Annotated in this window: 15 protein-coding genes; 9 read left to right on the forward strand and 6 right to left on the reverse strand. The window is 67.3% G+C overall.

Features of this window, described 5'->3' with window-relative positions; all coding sequences use genetic code 11:
• The first annotated feature begins 28 nt into the window (after window positions 1–28).
• The 7 genes from sdhC to OU682_RS11190 are packed head-to-tail and all read left to right on the forward strand — an operon-like array spanning window position 29 to window position 4959.
• The gene (gene sdhC, locus OU682_RS11160) at window positions 29–421 is read left to right on the forward strand and encodes a succinate dehydrogenase, cytochrome b556 subunit (RefSeq protein WP_207464705.1); all 393 of its coding nucleotides are present in this window, start codon (window positions 29–31) and stop codon (window positions 419–421) included.
• A 13-nt stretch (window positions 422–434) separates the two neighbouring features.
• Window positions 435–821 (forward strand): succinate dehydrogenase, hydrophobic membrane anchor protein, encoded by a 387-nt coding sequence (locus OU682_RS11165; protein WP_268942199.1) that lies wholly within the window; start codon window positions 435–437, stop codon window positions 819–821.
• A 7-nt stretch (window positions 822–828) separates the two neighbouring features.
• On the forward strand, window positions 829–2631 hold the full coding sequence (sdhA, locus tag OU682_RS11170) for a succinate dehydrogenase flavoprotein subunit (protein ID WP_268942200.1): 1803 nt from the start codon (window positions 829–831) through the stop codon (window positions 2629–2631).
• Window positions 2631–2996, forward strand: coding sequence for a hypothetical protein (locus OU682_RS11175; protein WP_268942201.1), 366 nt, complete (start codon window positions 2631–2633; stop codon window positions 2994–2996). The genes sdhA and OU682_RS11175 overlap by 1 nt, the downstream gene beginning before the upstream one ends.
• A gap of 22 nt (window positions 2997–3018) precedes the next feature.
• Window positions 3019–3321, forward strand: a complete 303-nt coding sequence (locus tag OU682_RS11180) for a hypothetical protein (RefSeq protein ID WP_268942202.1) — start codon at window positions 3019–3021, stop codon at window positions 3319–3321.
• A 3-nt stretch (window positions 3322–3324) separates the two neighbouring features.
• On the forward strand, window positions 3325–4167 hold the full coding sequence (locus OU682_RS11185) for a hypothetical protein (RefSeq protein ID WP_268942203.1): 843 nt from the start codon (window positions 3325–3327) through the stop codon (window positions 4165–4167).
• 12 nt (window positions 4168–4179) lie between these two features.
• The gene (locus OU682_RS11190; RefSeq protein ID WP_268942204.1) at window positions 4180–4959 is read left to right on the forward strand and encodes a succinate dehydrogenase iron-sulfur subunit; all 780 of its coding nucleotides are present in this window, start codon (window positions 4180–4182) and stop codon (window positions 4957–4959) included.
• Window positions 4960–5043: 84 nt separating this feature from the next.
• Here the strand turns inward: OU682_RS11190 and glyS are convergent, their stop codons facing one another.
• The 3 genes from glyS to OU682_RS11205 are packed head-to-tail and all read right to left on the reverse strand — an operon-like array spanning window position 5044 to window position 8629.
• A complete protein-coding gene (gene glyS / locus OU682_RS11195; protein ID WP_268942205.1) occupies window positions 5044–7251 on the reverse strand; it encodes a glycine--tRNA ligase subunit beta in 2208 nt (735 codons plus the stop codon).
• Window positions 7251–7715 carry a DUF6446 family protein gene (locus tag OU682_RS11200; protein ID WP_268942206.1) on the reverse strand — a complete coding sequence of 155 codons (465 nt, stop codon included), beginning with the start codon at window positions 7713–7715 and terminating at the stop codon, window positions 7251–7253. Before OU682_RS11200 ends, glyS begins: the two co-directional genes overlap by 1 nt.
• Complete coding sequence (locus OU682_RS11205) at window positions 7712–8629, reverse strand: glycine--tRNA ligase subunit alpha (protein WP_268942207.1); 918 nt, start codon at window positions 8627–8629, stop codon at window positions 7712–7714. The genes OU682_RS11200 and OU682_RS11205 overlap by 4 nt, the downstream gene beginning before the upstream one ends.
• A gap of 108 nt (window positions 8630–8737) precedes the next feature.
• On the opposite strand from OU682_RS11205, the gene OU682_RS11210 reads away from it, so the two are divergent.
• Window positions 8738–10048 (forward strand): peptidoglycan-binding domain-containing protein, encoded by a 1311-nt coding sequence (locus tag OU682_RS11210; protein ID WP_268942208.1) that lies wholly within the window; start codon window positions 8738–8740, stop codon window positions 10046–10048.
• A gap of 19 nt (window positions 10049–10067) precedes the next feature.
• Here OU682_RS11210 and OU682_RS11215 read toward each other — a convergent pair whose 3' ends face one another.
• A complete protein-coding gene (locus OU682_RS11215; RefSeq protein WP_268942209.1) occupies window positions 10068–11519 on the reverse strand; it encodes a TrkH family potassium uptake protein in 1452 nt (483 codons plus the stop codon).
• A 31-nt stretch (window positions 11520–11550) separates the two neighbouring features.
• On the reverse strand, window positions 11551–13041 hold the full coding sequence (locus tag OU682_RS11220; protein WP_268942210.1) for an MFS transporter: 1491 nt from the start codon (window positions 13039–13041) through the stop codon (window positions 11551–11553).
• 81 nt (window positions 13042–13122) lie between these two features.
• On the opposite strand from OU682_RS11220, the gene OU682_RS11225 reads away from it, so the two are divergent.
• Window positions 13123–13671: a TetR/AcrR family transcriptional regulator gene (locus OU682_RS11225; protein WP_268942211.1), complete on the forward strand. Its 549-nt coding sequence runs from the start codon at window positions 13123–13125 to the stop codon at window positions 13669–13671.
• Window positions 13672–13763: 92 nt separating this feature from the next.
• On the opposite strand, the gene ccmE is transcribed toward OU682_RS11225, so the two are convergent.
• Window positions 13764–14213, reverse strand: coding sequence for a cytochrome c maturation protein CcmE (gene ccmE, locus OU682_RS11230; protein ID WP_268942248.1), 450 nt, complete (start codon window positions 14211–14213; stop codon window positions 13764–13766).
• Window positions 14214–14216: the final 3 nt, after the last annotated feature.

The following is a 14216-nucleotide window of genomic DNA, read 5'->3' on the forward strand; positions in this document are numbered from 1 at the left end:
AGCCAACCGTTTAGAGGAGCGCCGCATCATGGCCGATGTGAACCGGGGCAACCGGCCGCTTTCCCCCCATCTCCAGGTTTATCGCCTGCCCATGGCCGCCGTGACCTCGATCATGACGCGGATCACGGGGCACGCGCTGGTCGCGGGCATCCTGCTGCTGGTCTGGTGGCTGGTCGCCGCCGTCAGCGGCCCGCGCGCCTTTGCCGCCGCCGACTGGGTGGTGCGGTCCTGGATCGGCTTCATCGTGCTGACCGGGTCGGCCTGGGCCTTGTGGTTCCACACGCTGGCCGGGATCCGGCACCTGTTCTACGATTCGGGCCAGCTTCTGCGGATCGAGGAGGCCGAGCGCGCGAGCTGGGCCATCATCATCGGGTCGGTGGTGCTGACGCTGCTGTCCCTGATCCTGTTCTTCTTTGCATAAGGGCGAGGGTTCCATGCGCTATATCACCCCCCGCAAGGCAGCCCAGGGCCTGGGTTCCGCGCACAGCGGCACGGCGGACCACTGGTTCATCACCGTCAGCTCCTGCGCGCTTGTGCTGCTGGTTCCTGCCTTCCTGCTGGTCATCGGCAATGCCATCGGCCTGCCGCATCCCGAACTGGTGGCCTATTTCGGCAGACCCTATCCGGCGCTGATCACGGCGCTGTTCATCGTCGTGGGCATGGTGCATTTCATCAAGGGCACCCGGATCATGATCGACGACTATTTCCAACACACGGCCCGCAAGGTGGCGATCATCGTCTCGGTGGTCTTCAGCTGGGCGGTCATCGCGGCGGCGGTCTTCGCGCTGGCCAAGATGACGCTGGTCACCTTCGCGATCTGAGGACATCATGGCTGCTTACGATATCCATACGCATGATTACGACGTGGTCGTGGTGGGGGCCGGGGGCGCCGGCCTGCGCGCCACGCTGGGCATGGCCGAACAGGGCCTGCGCACGGCCTGCGTGACCAAGGTCTTCCCGACGCGGTCCCACACCGTTGCGGCGCAGGGCGGCATCGCCGCATCCCTGTCCAACATGGGTCCCGACAACTGGCAGTGGCACATGTACGACACCGTGAAGGGGTCGGACTGGCTGGGCGATACCGACGCGATGGAATACCTCGCGCGAGAGGCTCCCAAGGCCGTGTATGAGCTGGAACACTACGGCGTGCCCTTCAGCCGGACCGAGGAAGGCAAGATCTACCAGCGGCCCTTCGGCGGCCACACCACCGAGTTCGGCGAAGGCCCCCCGGTGCAGCGCACCTGCGCCGCCGCCGACCGGACCGGCCACGCGATCCTGCACACGCTTTACGGGCAGTCGCTGAAGAACAACGCTGAATTCTTCATCGAGTATTTTGCCATCGACCTGATCGTCACGGACGGCGCCTGCACCGGCGTGGTCTGCTGGAAGCTGGACGACGGCACCATCCACGTCTTCAACGCCAAGATGGTCGTGCTGGCCACGGGCGGCTATGGCCGCGCCTATTTCAGCGCGACCAGCGCCCATACCTGCACCGGCGACGGCGGCGGGATGGTGGCGCGCGCGGGCCTGCCGCTGCAGGACATGGAGTTCGTGCAGTTCCACCCGACCGGCATCTACGGCTCGGGCTGCCTGATCACCGAGGGCGCGCGGGGCGAGGGCGGTTACCTGACCAACAGCGAAGGCGAGCGTTTCATGGAACGCTATGCCCCGACCTACAAGGATCTGGCGTCGCGCGACGTGGTCAGCCGCTGCATCACCATCGAGATCCGCGAAGGCCGCGGGGTGGGTCCCGACAAGGACCACATGTATCTGAACCTGATGCACCTGCCGCCCGAGGCCCTGGCCGAACGCCTGCCCGGCATCAGTGAATCGGCCAAGATCTTTGCGGGCGTCGATGTGACCAAGCAGCCGATCCCGATCCTGCCGACGGTCCACTACAACATGGGCGGCATCCCCACGAACTATTGGGGCGAGGTTCTTGCACCGACCGCCGACAACCCCGACGCGATCTTCCCCGGCCTGATGGCCGTGGGCGAGGCGGGCTGCGCATCGGTCCATGGCGCGAACCGCCTGGGCTCGAACTCGCTGATCGACCTCGTGGTCTTCGGCCGCGCCGCCGCGATCCGCGCGGGGCAGGTGATCGACCGGGCTGGCCATATCCCCGACACCAACCAGGCCCAGGTGGACAAGGCCATCGGTCGCTTCGACGGCCTGCGCCACGCCAAGGGCACTGTTGCCACGGCCGAGCTTCGGCTGGAGATGCAGCGCACCATGCAGGCCGACGCGGCGGTGTTCCGCACCGACAAGACGCTGGCCGAGGGTGCCGAGAAGATGACGGCCATCGCGGGCAAGATGGATGATCTGAAGGTCACCGATCGCGGCCTGATCTGGAACACCGACCTGATGGAAACCCTGGAACTGACCAACCTGATGCCGAACGCCCTGGCCACCATTGTCGCCGCCGAGGCGCGCAAGGAAAGCCGGGGCGCCCATGCGCATGAGGACTGGCCCGAGCGGGACGACGCCAACTGGCGCAAGCACTCGCTTGCATGGGTCGATGGAAACGCGGTTAAACTGGATTACCGCCCCGTCCATCTGGACCCCCTGACCCGGGAAGAGGATGGCGGGATCGACATGAAGAAGATTGCTCCCAAGAAAAGGGTTTACTGATGCGTTTGCAGATTTTCGCCGCCCTGGGTCTTGCCGCCGCCGTTCTGGCTGGCTGCGCGGCCCCGGTTCCGCCCGCGACCACCGCGACGACGACCACCACGGTCGTGACCCCGCCGACGGTGCTTGACGCGGCTTCGCGCCAGGTGGCCCGGACGGTGATCAATTCCGAGATGGAAAAGCGCCTGCCCGGCGCCAATGTCGCGCCCTACACCGACTGCGTGGTCAACAACGCCACCACGGCGGAACTGATCGACATCGCCCAGGCCTCGCGCGCAGGGGCGACGGGAACGGCCGACAGCGTGGCGGCGATCGTGTCGCGTCCGGCGACCACCCAGTGCATCGCCGCGGCGGCGGGCACGGCGTGATCTGATGCGCGCGCGGGCGGGAATGGTGGTTCTTCTGCCGCTGCTGTCAGCACTGGCCGCTTGCGGCCCGGTGCCTGTCGAGCAGGCCGAACTGACCTGCCTGCGCGATGCCGAACTGGCCGTTCGCCCCTACACCGAGGTGGCGGTGGGCGTCGGCTCGGATTTTGACGGCGACACGGATGCCTTTGGCGCCGTCTCGGTCGAGCTGTCTGGCGATTACCTGAGAGGGCGCGATCCGTCCGAGGTTTATGACCGCTGCGTCCTGCGCCGGTCGGGCCAGCCGCCGCGGCGTCCCTTGGCGGAACAGCCGGGCTGGGCGGGTTGAGCCATGGCGGAATCAGGGCGGAAAGGGCAGGGGGCGCGGCGCCTGATCGTTCATCTGGGCGTCCAGAAGACCGGCAGCACCTCGATCCAGCGGCACCTGCGCCGCAATGCCGATGCGCTGGCCGGGCATCTGGTCGTCCGCACCCCCGAGGAAGGGTCGCCCATGCGTCCCCTTGGCCGTACGGCCATCGCCTACAGCCTCGCGCCCTCGGATGACCGGGCGCAGGCGCTGCGGCTGGCCTTCCGCGAGGTGCTGGACACGCTGCCCGACAATGACCTGCCCGTCCTGATCAGCCACGAAAACCTGGCGGGCGCCATGCCCGGCAATGGCGGCGAGACGCGGCTTTACCCCGCCTTGCCGCAGATCTCCGCGCTGCTGCTGGCCGAGGCGCGTGATTTCACCCCGGACTTCGTGATCTATACCCGCAACCAGAAGGCGTGGCGTCCCTCGGTCTGGGCACAGGCGGTGCGCACCGACGGTTATGGCCGCAGCCTTGTTGAATTCGAGGCCGAGACTGCCGATCTTCCCGGATGGGGCGACCTGACGCGCCGCCTGGGGGCCGAGGTCGGCGGGCGCCTGACCCGCTTCAAGCTGGAGGACGAGCCGGACCCGCTGCGTCCGGGCCGGCAGCTCTTGCGCCATGCCGGGCTGGACGCCGCCCGGATCGACGCGCTGGAGCCGCTGGACGGCCCCACGAACAGCCGCCTCAACGGGGGCGCCACGGAATTCCTGCGCCGGCTGAACGGGCTTGCGCTTCATCCCCATGCGCATGGCCGGATCGTCGATCTTGTCGCGCGAAACGAACATCTATTCACGGCGAAGGCGCCGTCCCAAGGCACTTCCTGAGAGGAGCACCCAATGGTTCAGTTCACCCTGCCCAAGAACAGCCAGATCCGGGTCGGCAAGACCTGGCCCGCACCGACGGGCGCGACCAACGTCCGCAAGTTCAAGATCTATCGCTGGGATCCCGACACCGGGGAAAACCCGCGGCTGGACACCTATTTCGTCGACCTGGACAAGTGCGGGCCGATGATCCTTGACGCGCTGATCAAGATCAAGAACGAGATCGACCCGACCCTGTCCTTCCGGCGGTCCTGCCGCGAGGGGATCTGCGGATCCTGCGCGATGAACATCGACGGGGGCAACCACCTGGCCTGCATCTATGGCATCGACGAGGTGAAGGGCGACATCTCGATCTATCCGCTGCCGCACATGCCGGTGGTCAAGGACCTGGTGCCCGACCTGACGCATTTCTATGCCCAGCACGCCTCGGTGAACCCCTACCTGATCACCAAGTCGCCCACCCCCGGCAAGGAATGGAAGCAGTCGATCGAGGACCGCAAGAAGCTGGACGGTCTTTACGAGTGCATCCTGTGCGCGTCCTGTTCCACCGCCTGTCCGTCCTACTGGTGGAACGGCGACCGCTACCTGGGCCCGGCCGCGCTGCTGCACGCCTATCGCTGGATCATCGACTCGCGCGACGAGGCCACGGGCGAGCGGCTGGACGAGCTGGAGGATCCCTTCAAGCTTTACCGCTGCCACACGATCATGAACTGCACCAATACCTGCCCAAAGGGTCTGAACCCGGCGAAGGCGATCGCGTCGATCAAGCACATGATGGTTGACCGGATGGTGTGAAAGCCGGGGGCTTCGCGCCCCCGGACCCCGCGGGATATTTAGGTGAAGAAGAAGGGCCGGAGGTTTTGCCTCCGGCCCTTTCACCTATCCCTCGACTTTCGTGAAGTCGGCGATCTGCTGGCCTGCGGCGCGGATGCGATGCAGCAGGTTCAGGCGGTTGCGGCGCACGATCTGGTTGTCCGTGTTGACCTGCACGGCCTCGAAGAAGGCGTCGATGGGCGCGCGTAGATGCGCGATGGCGGTCATGGCGGCGGGGAAGTCCTCGGTCTTGATCGCCGCCTTGATCGCCGGTTCGGCGGTGTCGAGGGCGGCGAAGAGGGCGCGTTCCTCGTCGGTTTCAGCGAACTTCGGGTCGGCGCCGAAGCTGTATTCGACGCCGTCCTTTTCCTCGGCCTGGGCAAGGATATTGCCCGCGCGTTTGAGGCCTTGGGTGAGGTTCTTGCCATCTTCCGTTTGCAGCATGGCGTTGAGCGCGGTGGCGCGGTTCACCACCAGCACGAGGTCGTCGTTGCCGGGTTGGGCCAGCACGGCATCGATGATGTCGTGGCGGATGCCCTGGTCGCGGAGATAAACCTTGAGGCGGTCATGGAGGAAGGAGAGGAGGTCGGCGACCGTCTCGCCATTAAAACTCCAGGAGTGAATAGTAAGCCTGCGTCCATCAGCCTTCGCGATTTCGACAAGGTCGTAGTCGCGTGTGATGTCAGCATATCGGCTGCGTGCAATCACAGCATTGCCCTCCTGGACGGTAGCGGCGGTGTCGGCGCGAACTACCTCGCCGTGCTGCGTTAGCAAACTTCGTAGCTGTGCTTTCAAGCCCAGCGTCACTAATAGCCGGATGACGCCCAAGGCTGCACGCCGCAGCGCGAAGGGGTCTTTTGATCCTGTGGGTTTTTCTTCGATAGCCCAAAACGCTGTGAGCGTGTCGATCTTGTCCGCCAAGGCCACCGCCACCGAAACCGGCGCGGTCGGCACGGCATCGGACGGCCCCAGCGGCGAGTAGTGCTCGCGGGCGGCGTCGGCTACGGCTTCGGGTTCTCCCGCAGCAAGCGCGTAGTAGCGGCCCATCGTGCCCTGCAGTTCGGGGAACTCTCCAACCATGGCGCTGCGCAGGTCCAGTTTTGCCAGCTTCGCGGCGCGTTCGGCTTGGTCCGGATCAGCGCCGACCAACGGGGCAATCTCTCGCGCCAGCGCCGCGATGCGGGCGATCCGGTCGGCCTGGCTGCCCAGCTTGTTGTGGAAGGTGACCGACTTCAGGCCGTCCTCCCAGGCTTTCATCCCCGACTTCGCCTCGCGCAGGTCGTTTTCCCAGAAGAACGCGGCATCCGACAGGCGGGCGGCCAGCACGCGCTGGTTGCCGGCCAGGATCGTCGCCCCGTCGTCGGGGGTGTCGATGTTGGCGACGGTCACGAAGCCCTCGATCCGGCCGGTCTTGGGGTTGCGGGCCGAGAAGAACTTCTGGTGTTCCTTCATCGAGGTTTGCAGGACCTCGGGCGGCAGGTCCAGGAAACGCTCCTCGATCACGCCCATCAGGGGGACGGGCCATTCGACAAGGCCCGCGACCTCGGCCAGAAGGGCGTCGTCGGGCACGATCTCCCACCCGCGCGCGAAGGCGAGGTTCTCGGCCCCCTGGCGGATGGCGGCTTCGCGTTCGGCGGAGTCCAGGATCACATGAGCGCGGCGCAGTTTCGCGGCATAGTCATCGAAGCCCGTGACGGTGAAGGCGTCGGGCGACAGGAAGCGGTGGCCGCGCGTGGCGTTGCCGGCGGCGATGCCTTCCACCGTCAGCGGGACCACGGTGGCGCCCGCTTCGTCCGACAGCAGGCAGATGATGGAATGCAGCGGGCGCACCCAACGCAGCGAACCCGCGCCCCACCGCATCGACTTGGGCCAGGGGAAGTTGCGGATGGTGGTGTCCAGCACCTCGGCAACGATCTCGGCGGCGGGGCGGCCGGGTCTGGTGATGGTGGCGAACCAGACCTGGCCCTTTTTGTCGTCGCGGGCCTCGAGCTGGTCACGGGTCAGGCCGGTTGAGCGCAGGAAGCCCTCCAGCGCGGCCTCGGGCGCGTCGGTGCGGGGACCCTTGCGTTCCTCGCGGGTGGTGGGGCTGCTGGCGGTCAGCCCCTCGACGGCCAGCGTCAGGCGTCGCGGCGTGCTGAAAGCACCGGCGCTGGCATAGGTCAGGCCGGCGTTGACCAGGCCGTCGGTCACAAGCTTCTGCAGGTCCTCGCGGGCGCGGGCCTGCATCCGGGCGGGGATTTCCTCGGAAAAGAGTTCGATCAACAGGTCGGGCATCAGTCCATCACTCCGCGTTCCGGGGTCTTGTCGTTGTATTGGTGCCAGCCATAGACGCGGCCGTCGGGATAGATCGCCAGCACGCGGTCCACGTCGGGGCGGATCTCGGCCTGGGACAGGACAGCCCGGGCGGCGCCGGAGGCGAGATCGGCGGTCAACTGGCCGTGGTCGAAGCAGTCGAACCAGCCGGGGGCCCCCAAGGGTGTCGCGCCGCCGAAGGGCACGGGATCAAGGGGCTGCTCGGCCAGCACCGCGCAGGCCCGCCAGCGCAGGGGCGAGCTGTCGGCGTCGATGCCCAGGAAACCGGTCACGGGCAGCGTGGCGGGACCGGCGGCGGTCTGCACGGTCAGGGTGTCGGCAGGGGGCAGGCGGTCGTAGAAGTGGTATTCCTGCAGATACCACATGCCGCCCCCCGCGATCACCGCGACGGCCAGCAGGCCGATGCCGACGATCTTGCCGTTCATGCTTGCGCGGCCTCGGTCGTCACGAACAGGTCGGCGCAGGCTTTCGCCAGGGCGCGAACCCGGCCGATATAGGCCTGCCGTTCGGTGACCGAGATCACGCCGCGTGCGTCCAGCAGGTTGAAGATGTGGCTGGCCTTGATCGCCTGGTCATAGGCCGGGTGCGCCATGGGGATCCGGCGGCCGGCCGCATCGGTTTCGGGGGCCGCGAGGATGCGGGCGCATTCGGCCTCGGCATCCTTGAAGTGCTGGAACAGCATCTCGGTATCGGCCTGATCGAAATTCCAGCGCGAATATTCCTGTTCGGTCTGGCGGAAGACATCGCCATAGGTCAGCGGGATCGGCGCGTCGGGATCGTTGAAGGGCATGTCCATCACGTGCTCGACGCCCAGGACATACATCGCCAGGCGTTCCAGGCCATAGGTCAGCTCTCCGCTGACGGGGCGGCAATCGTGCCCGCCGACCTGCTGGAAATAGGTGAACTGGCTGACCTCCATGCCGTCGCACCAGACCTCCCAACCCAGGCCCCAGGCCCCGAGGGTCGGGGATTCCCAGTCGTCCTCGACAAAGCGGACATCGTGGACCAGCGGATCCAGGCCGATGGCGCGCAGGCTGCCCAGATACAGGTCCTGCAGGTTCGCGGGGCTCGGCTTGATGATCACCTGGTACTGGTAATAGTGTTGTAGACGGTTCGGGTTTTCGCCATAGCGTCCATCCGTCGGGCGGCGCGAGGGCTGGACATAGGCCGCGGCCCAGGACCGCCCGCCAAGGGCGCGCAGCGTGGTCGCCGGATGGAAGGTGCCCGCGCCGACCTCAATGTCATAGGGCTGCAGGACCGCGCAGCCCTGGGTGGCCCAGTAATTTTGCAACCGCAGGATGATCTCCTGGAAGCTGCGGGGTCGGTTGGGGCTGGTCATCGGGGCCGTCCTTTGCATAGATCAGCACATGCTTGCGCGCCTTCTAGGCGGGGCAGGGAACAGGGTCAATAAAGGCCGCAAGAACGGCCGGGATCGAAGGGAACGGGGATGCGGCGCTTGGCTTTGGTGGTGATGGCGGCAGGATTGCCGCTTACGGGCTTTGCGCAAGAGGCGGTCATCCGCATCGAGTCCAAGCGCGATGCCGAAGTCGCCGCCGCCGCCGCCCGCTGGGCCGGCCAGTTCGACGACCTGGTGACCTTTCCGCTGCCGCGCGGCTGGACGGCCATCGCCATCGGCCCGCTGTCCCCGGAAGAGGCGGAGGAACGGATAAGCGCGCTGAAGGAAGCGGGGCAGATCCCCCAGGACAGCTTTGTCACCGTGCCCGAGGAGGGGGTGGTGCTGACCCGGGTTGGCGACACCGTGGCGCCCGCCAAAGCGGTCGAGGCGCCCGCCGCCCCTCGGCCCGACCTGCCCGCGCCGGGCGCCTATATCCGCCTGCAGTCTGTCCAGGCGCGCAGCGAAGCCGATGCGGCGCTGTCCGAATGGCGCAAGACCTTCCCCGAGGCCGGGCTGGCGGAACTGCCCGACGGCTGGTTCGGGGTGGTGCTGGGGCCAGTGGACCGGGCCGCCGCCGAGGCCTGGCTGGAGGTCTTCAAGGAAGGCGACGTGGTGCCGGACGACGCCTTCCTGTCAGACGCCGCCGAACTGGGCGCGGTGGTCGAGGCCGGTCGCGCGCCCGACCTGCCCGCGCCGCCCGCAGCGGCAGCCGAGATGCCGCCCCTGGACCAGGTGCAGCGCGCCCTGCGATGGGCCGGGGTTTACGACGGAGAGATCGACGGCAAGACCGGTCCCCGCACCCGCGACGCCATCAAGGCCGAGATCCTGGCCGAGCGCCTGTCCACCGATCCCGGCACCGCCATGCGGGAACTGATCGCCCGCCGCGACGCCTGGAGAACCGAGGTCGGGCTGACGATGCTGGACGACCAGGCCACGGGGTTGTCGGTGATGGCGCCGATGGACCGGCTGGTCTTCGACCGGACGGAACGGGCGCTGTCGATCTATGGCCCGAAGGACGGGTCGGGGGCGGCGCTGATTCTGTTCAGCCAGCCCGGCGGGCAGCAGGAACTGCTGGATCTCTCGGGCCTTGTGACCGCGCTTGGCTGGGTGCCGCAGCCCACCCGCAGCATCAAGCCCGGCCATGTGCTGCTGGAGGGCGGGAACGAGGCCCATATCGGCCGCGCGGAAGGCTGGGTGCGCGAGGGGCGGGCCGAGGGTTTCGTGCTGATCTGGCCCGCCGCGGACGCGCAGGGGCAGGCGCGCATCGCGGCGGAAATGTCGGACAGCTTCGGGCGCAAGGCTCCGGCTGCGAACGATGCGGCCACCGCGCAGCCGGCGCTGCCCGGCGGGGGTGCTCCGTAAGGGGGCGGAAGGGCGGCGTCTAGAACCGCCAGAACCGGGGCAGCAGCAAAACCAGGACCGACACGAGTTCCAGCCGTCCCAGATACATGCCCAGGATCATCAGCCATTTCGCGGTCTCGGAAAAGCGGGCCACCGATCCGTTCGAGGTGATCTCGGGTCCCCAGACGGGGCCGATATTGGCGATGGCGGTCCAAGCGGCGGTCAGGGCCGTGCGGGGATGCAGGCCCGCCAGCGACAGGCCCACGATCAGAAGCCCGAAGGTCAGCATGAACAGCGTGAAGAAGGCCATCACGGAGTCGATCACGTCCTGGTCCAGCGGCCGCCCCTCATGGCGCAGGGCATAGACCCTGTGGGGCGAATGCATCCGGCGCACCTGCGCCCGGACCGCCTGGAACAGCACCAGATAGCGGAACACCTTGACCGAGCAGGCGGTCGATCCGGTGCATCCCCCGATCAGCCCGCAGATGATCAGGACGGCCAGCGGCAGGTGGCCCCATTGCATCACGTCGGTTGAAAAGAACCCCGTGCCCGAAAAGGTCGAGACGGTGTTGAACACCGTTTCGCGCGTGATGTCGAAGATGTTGCCCTGGTGATCCAGGAAGATGACGCGATAGGCGATGATGATCGCGCAGGCATAGAAGATCCAGCGCAGATAGGCGCGGATCTGCGTGTCTTGCCAGATCGGCGTGAACTGCCCCCGCATTCCCTGGACCAGCCGGATGAAGGGCAATGAGGCCAGCACCATGAAGAAGGACGCCGCCCATTCCGGCGGCCCCAGGAAGGCGCCGAAGCTGGCGTCATAATTCGAGAAGCCCCCCGTGGACACGGTGCCGAAGGCCTGCACGATGGCGTCGAAGCCGTTCATGCCCAGCAGCAGATAGGTCATCGTGCAGAAGCCGGTCAGCATGACATAGATGCGCGTCATCTCGGCCGCGATCTCGCCCGCGCGGGGCATGATCTTGCCAAGCGTGTCAAAACCCTCGGAGCGGAAGAACTGCATCCCGCCGACCTTCATGATCGGCAGGAACACCATCGCCACGACGACGATGCCGAGGCCACCGACCCAGTGCAGGATCGCGCGCCACAGATGCGTGCCCCGGGGCAGGCTGTCCAGTTCGGGAAAAGCCGTGGTGCCGGTGGTGGTTACGCCCGACATGGCCTCGAAATAGGCGTCCGTGAAGCTGGCATCGGGTTGGCCCAGCATGAAGGGCAGGGCGCCGAAGACGGGCAGCACCGCCCACAGCCCCGAGGTCAGCAGAAAGGCCTGCTGGATCGACAGGCTTCGGTAATCGCCCCAGGTCGCGACCGACAGCAGCGTGCCTGCCACGATGGTCAGCACCGCCGACTGAAGAAAGACCGCCCAGTGCTCTTCGCCATGCCACCAATCCACCAGCATGGGAAACAGCATCGAAACCCCCAGGGTCACGATGATCTTGCCGATCGGATGGGCCACGGGGCGAAGGTCGATCATCCCGTCTGCTTGCCCCGCGCCCCTGCGGGCGTCAAGCGGGCTGCTGTCGCGCCTTGGCCGCGCGGTCGATCCGGCCGATCCAGAAGGCTGCCGCCAGCAGCACCAATCCCGCCGCCAGCGCCACTGCCCCCGTGGCGCGATCAAAGGCGCCGTTGGCAAGGGACAGCAACCGCTCGGCCTGGGGGCCGGGCAGGGTCGCGGCCAGGGCAAGGGCGCCGTCCAGCGAATCCGCGGCGTCAGAGCCGAAGTCGCGGGCGGCCGACGCGGTGGTCGCGCTGTAGATCCCGGCCATCAGACTTCCCAGGATCGCGATGCCAAGCGCGCCGCCCAATTCATAGGACACTTCCTCGACCGAGGCCGCCATGCCTGCCCGGTCGGCCGGCGCATTCAGCATGATGGCCGATGATGCGGCGGTCATCGCCGCCCCGATGCCCGCGCCGGTGACGGCAAAGCTGGCAAGTTCGACAGCGGGCTGGCCGAAGCCCGCCGCATAGGCCAGGATGCCCGCCCCGCTGATCGCAAGGCTTGCCACCAGCAGGCGTCCCGCCCCCATGCGGCCCAGCGTCATGCCCGCGATCGGCCCGGCCACGAAGGCGGCCAGCGAAATCGGCAGAACGAACAGCCCCGCCTCAAGCGGCGACATCCCCTGAACCAGTTGCAGGCGTTGGGTGATCACAAGCTGCACCCCAAGCAGCGCGGCGGCCGAAACCACGGCGCCGATCACGCCGCCCGCAAAGCGCGGATCGCGGAACAGCGTCAGGTCGATCATCGGGCTGGCGCTGCGGCGCAGGCGGCGGATGAACAGCGCCAGGGCGGCCAGGCCTGCCAGGCCCGACAGGATCAGAACGCCCATCGACGGGTCGGGCTTTGCAAACTCCTTGATGGCCAGGGTGACGCCGACAAGCCCGACCAGGGCCTGCAGCGATCCGACCGGGTCAAAGGGATGGTGGCCGTGTCGCTGGCCCCGGGGGACAACGGCAAGGGTCAGGGCCAGGGCCACCGCCACCACCGGCAGGTTGACCAGGAACACCGCGCCCCAGTGGAAATGCTGCAACAGCGCCCCGCCGATCACCGGCCCAAGCGCCGCCCCGCCCGAGGCGACGGCCGCCCAGATGCCGATGGCCAGCGCGCGCTGGTCCGGGTCCTCGAAGGTCTGACGGATGATCGACAGGGTCGCGGGCATCATCGCCGCCGCTCCGACGGCGAGCAAAGCGCGCGAGGCGATCAGCGCGGCCGACGAGGGCGCAAAGCCCGCCACCAGCGAGGCCGCACCAAAGATCACCAGCCCGACCACGAACATCCGCCGGTGCCCATAACGGTCGCCAAGCGCGCCCGCGCCGGGCAGCAGCCCCGCCACGACCAGCGAATAGGCGTTGACGATCCACAGCTTTTCCGTGGCCGAGGCCTGCAGATCCCGGGTCAGCGTCGGCAGTGCGGTGTAAAGCACCGTCATGTCGATGACGATCAGGAACAGCGCGCTGGACACGACGGCGAGGACAAGCCAAGGCGAACGGGCGGGCATCTTTCACCTGAAAAATGAAGCGACCCGGTGGCGAGTCGCCGTAGGTTGGTTTAAATACGATCGTATGGAAACGGAGGCCCCATGGCAAGACCGCGCAGCATCGACCGCGAAAGGCTGCTGGACGCAGCCGAGGATATCGTTCGCAGCCAGGGCGCGGCGGCGCTGACCATCGACGCGCTGGCGCGCGCCTGCGGGATAACCAAGGGCGGGGTGCAGTATGCCTTCGGGACCAAGGACGACATCATCGACGCGATGTTCGCGCGGTGGAATCGCCACTATGACCTGCGTTTTTCCGCCATGGCGGGCGACGGGACTGATCCGCTGCAGCGTGTCCGTGCCCATGTCGCGGCAACGCGCGAGCCGGACGAGGTGGCGATGGCCAAGGCCGCAAGCCTGATGGCGGGGCTGATGCAGACGCCGGAGCACCTGGCCTCGACCCAGGACTGGTATCGCGGAAGGCTGGCGGGGCTGGACACCGATAGCCCCGAGGGGCGCCGGGCGCGGCTGGCGTTTCTTGCCTGCGAGGGGGCGTTCCTGCTGCACTTCCTGCGCTTCATGCCGCTGGAGGATGCGGAGTGGCAGGCGGCGTTTGACGACATTGCCAGGCTGCTCGGGGAAGGGGCGGCCTAGCGCTGCGCGGTTTCGGTGTTCGACCCGCAAAGGTCGCGGCCTTTGCCATGCGGTGCCCTTGCCAGTGGCACCGCTGGTCGCAAGGACCCTGCCTAGCTGCTCGGATCCTGATACACGCCGGCTTCCTTCAGGGTGTCGACAACCTCTTTCGGCATGTAGGTCTCGTCATGCTTCGCCAGCAGGTCGCGGGCCTCGAAGCGGCCGTTGCGGTAATATCCCTTGGCGATGGTGCCCTGGCCCTCGGTGAACAGGTCCGGGCGCGGGTCGCGGCCGACATAGCTGACGGGGATTTCCGCCGCGCCGTCGGTGATGACGAAGTCGAAGGCCACGCCGTCGCGGTTGACGATGGAGCCTTCCTTCACCAGCCCGCCCAGCTGGAAATACTCGTCGGGTTCAGGCGCCGTCGCGGCCACTTGCGCGGGCGAGCGATACAGGTTGATGCCGTCCCGGAAGCCATAGCCGATCAGCGCGGCCGCGATGACCAGCGCGACGGCGGCCGCGACGATCACTTGGATGCGGCGGCGTTTCTTCAGCGATTTCATGCC

It is taken from the genome of Paracoccus benzoatiresistens (assembly GCF_026913015.1).
Classification (GTDB): Bacteria; Pseudomonadota; Alphaproteobacteria; order Rhodobacterales; family Rhodobacteraceae; genus Paracoccus; species Paracoccus benzoatiresistens.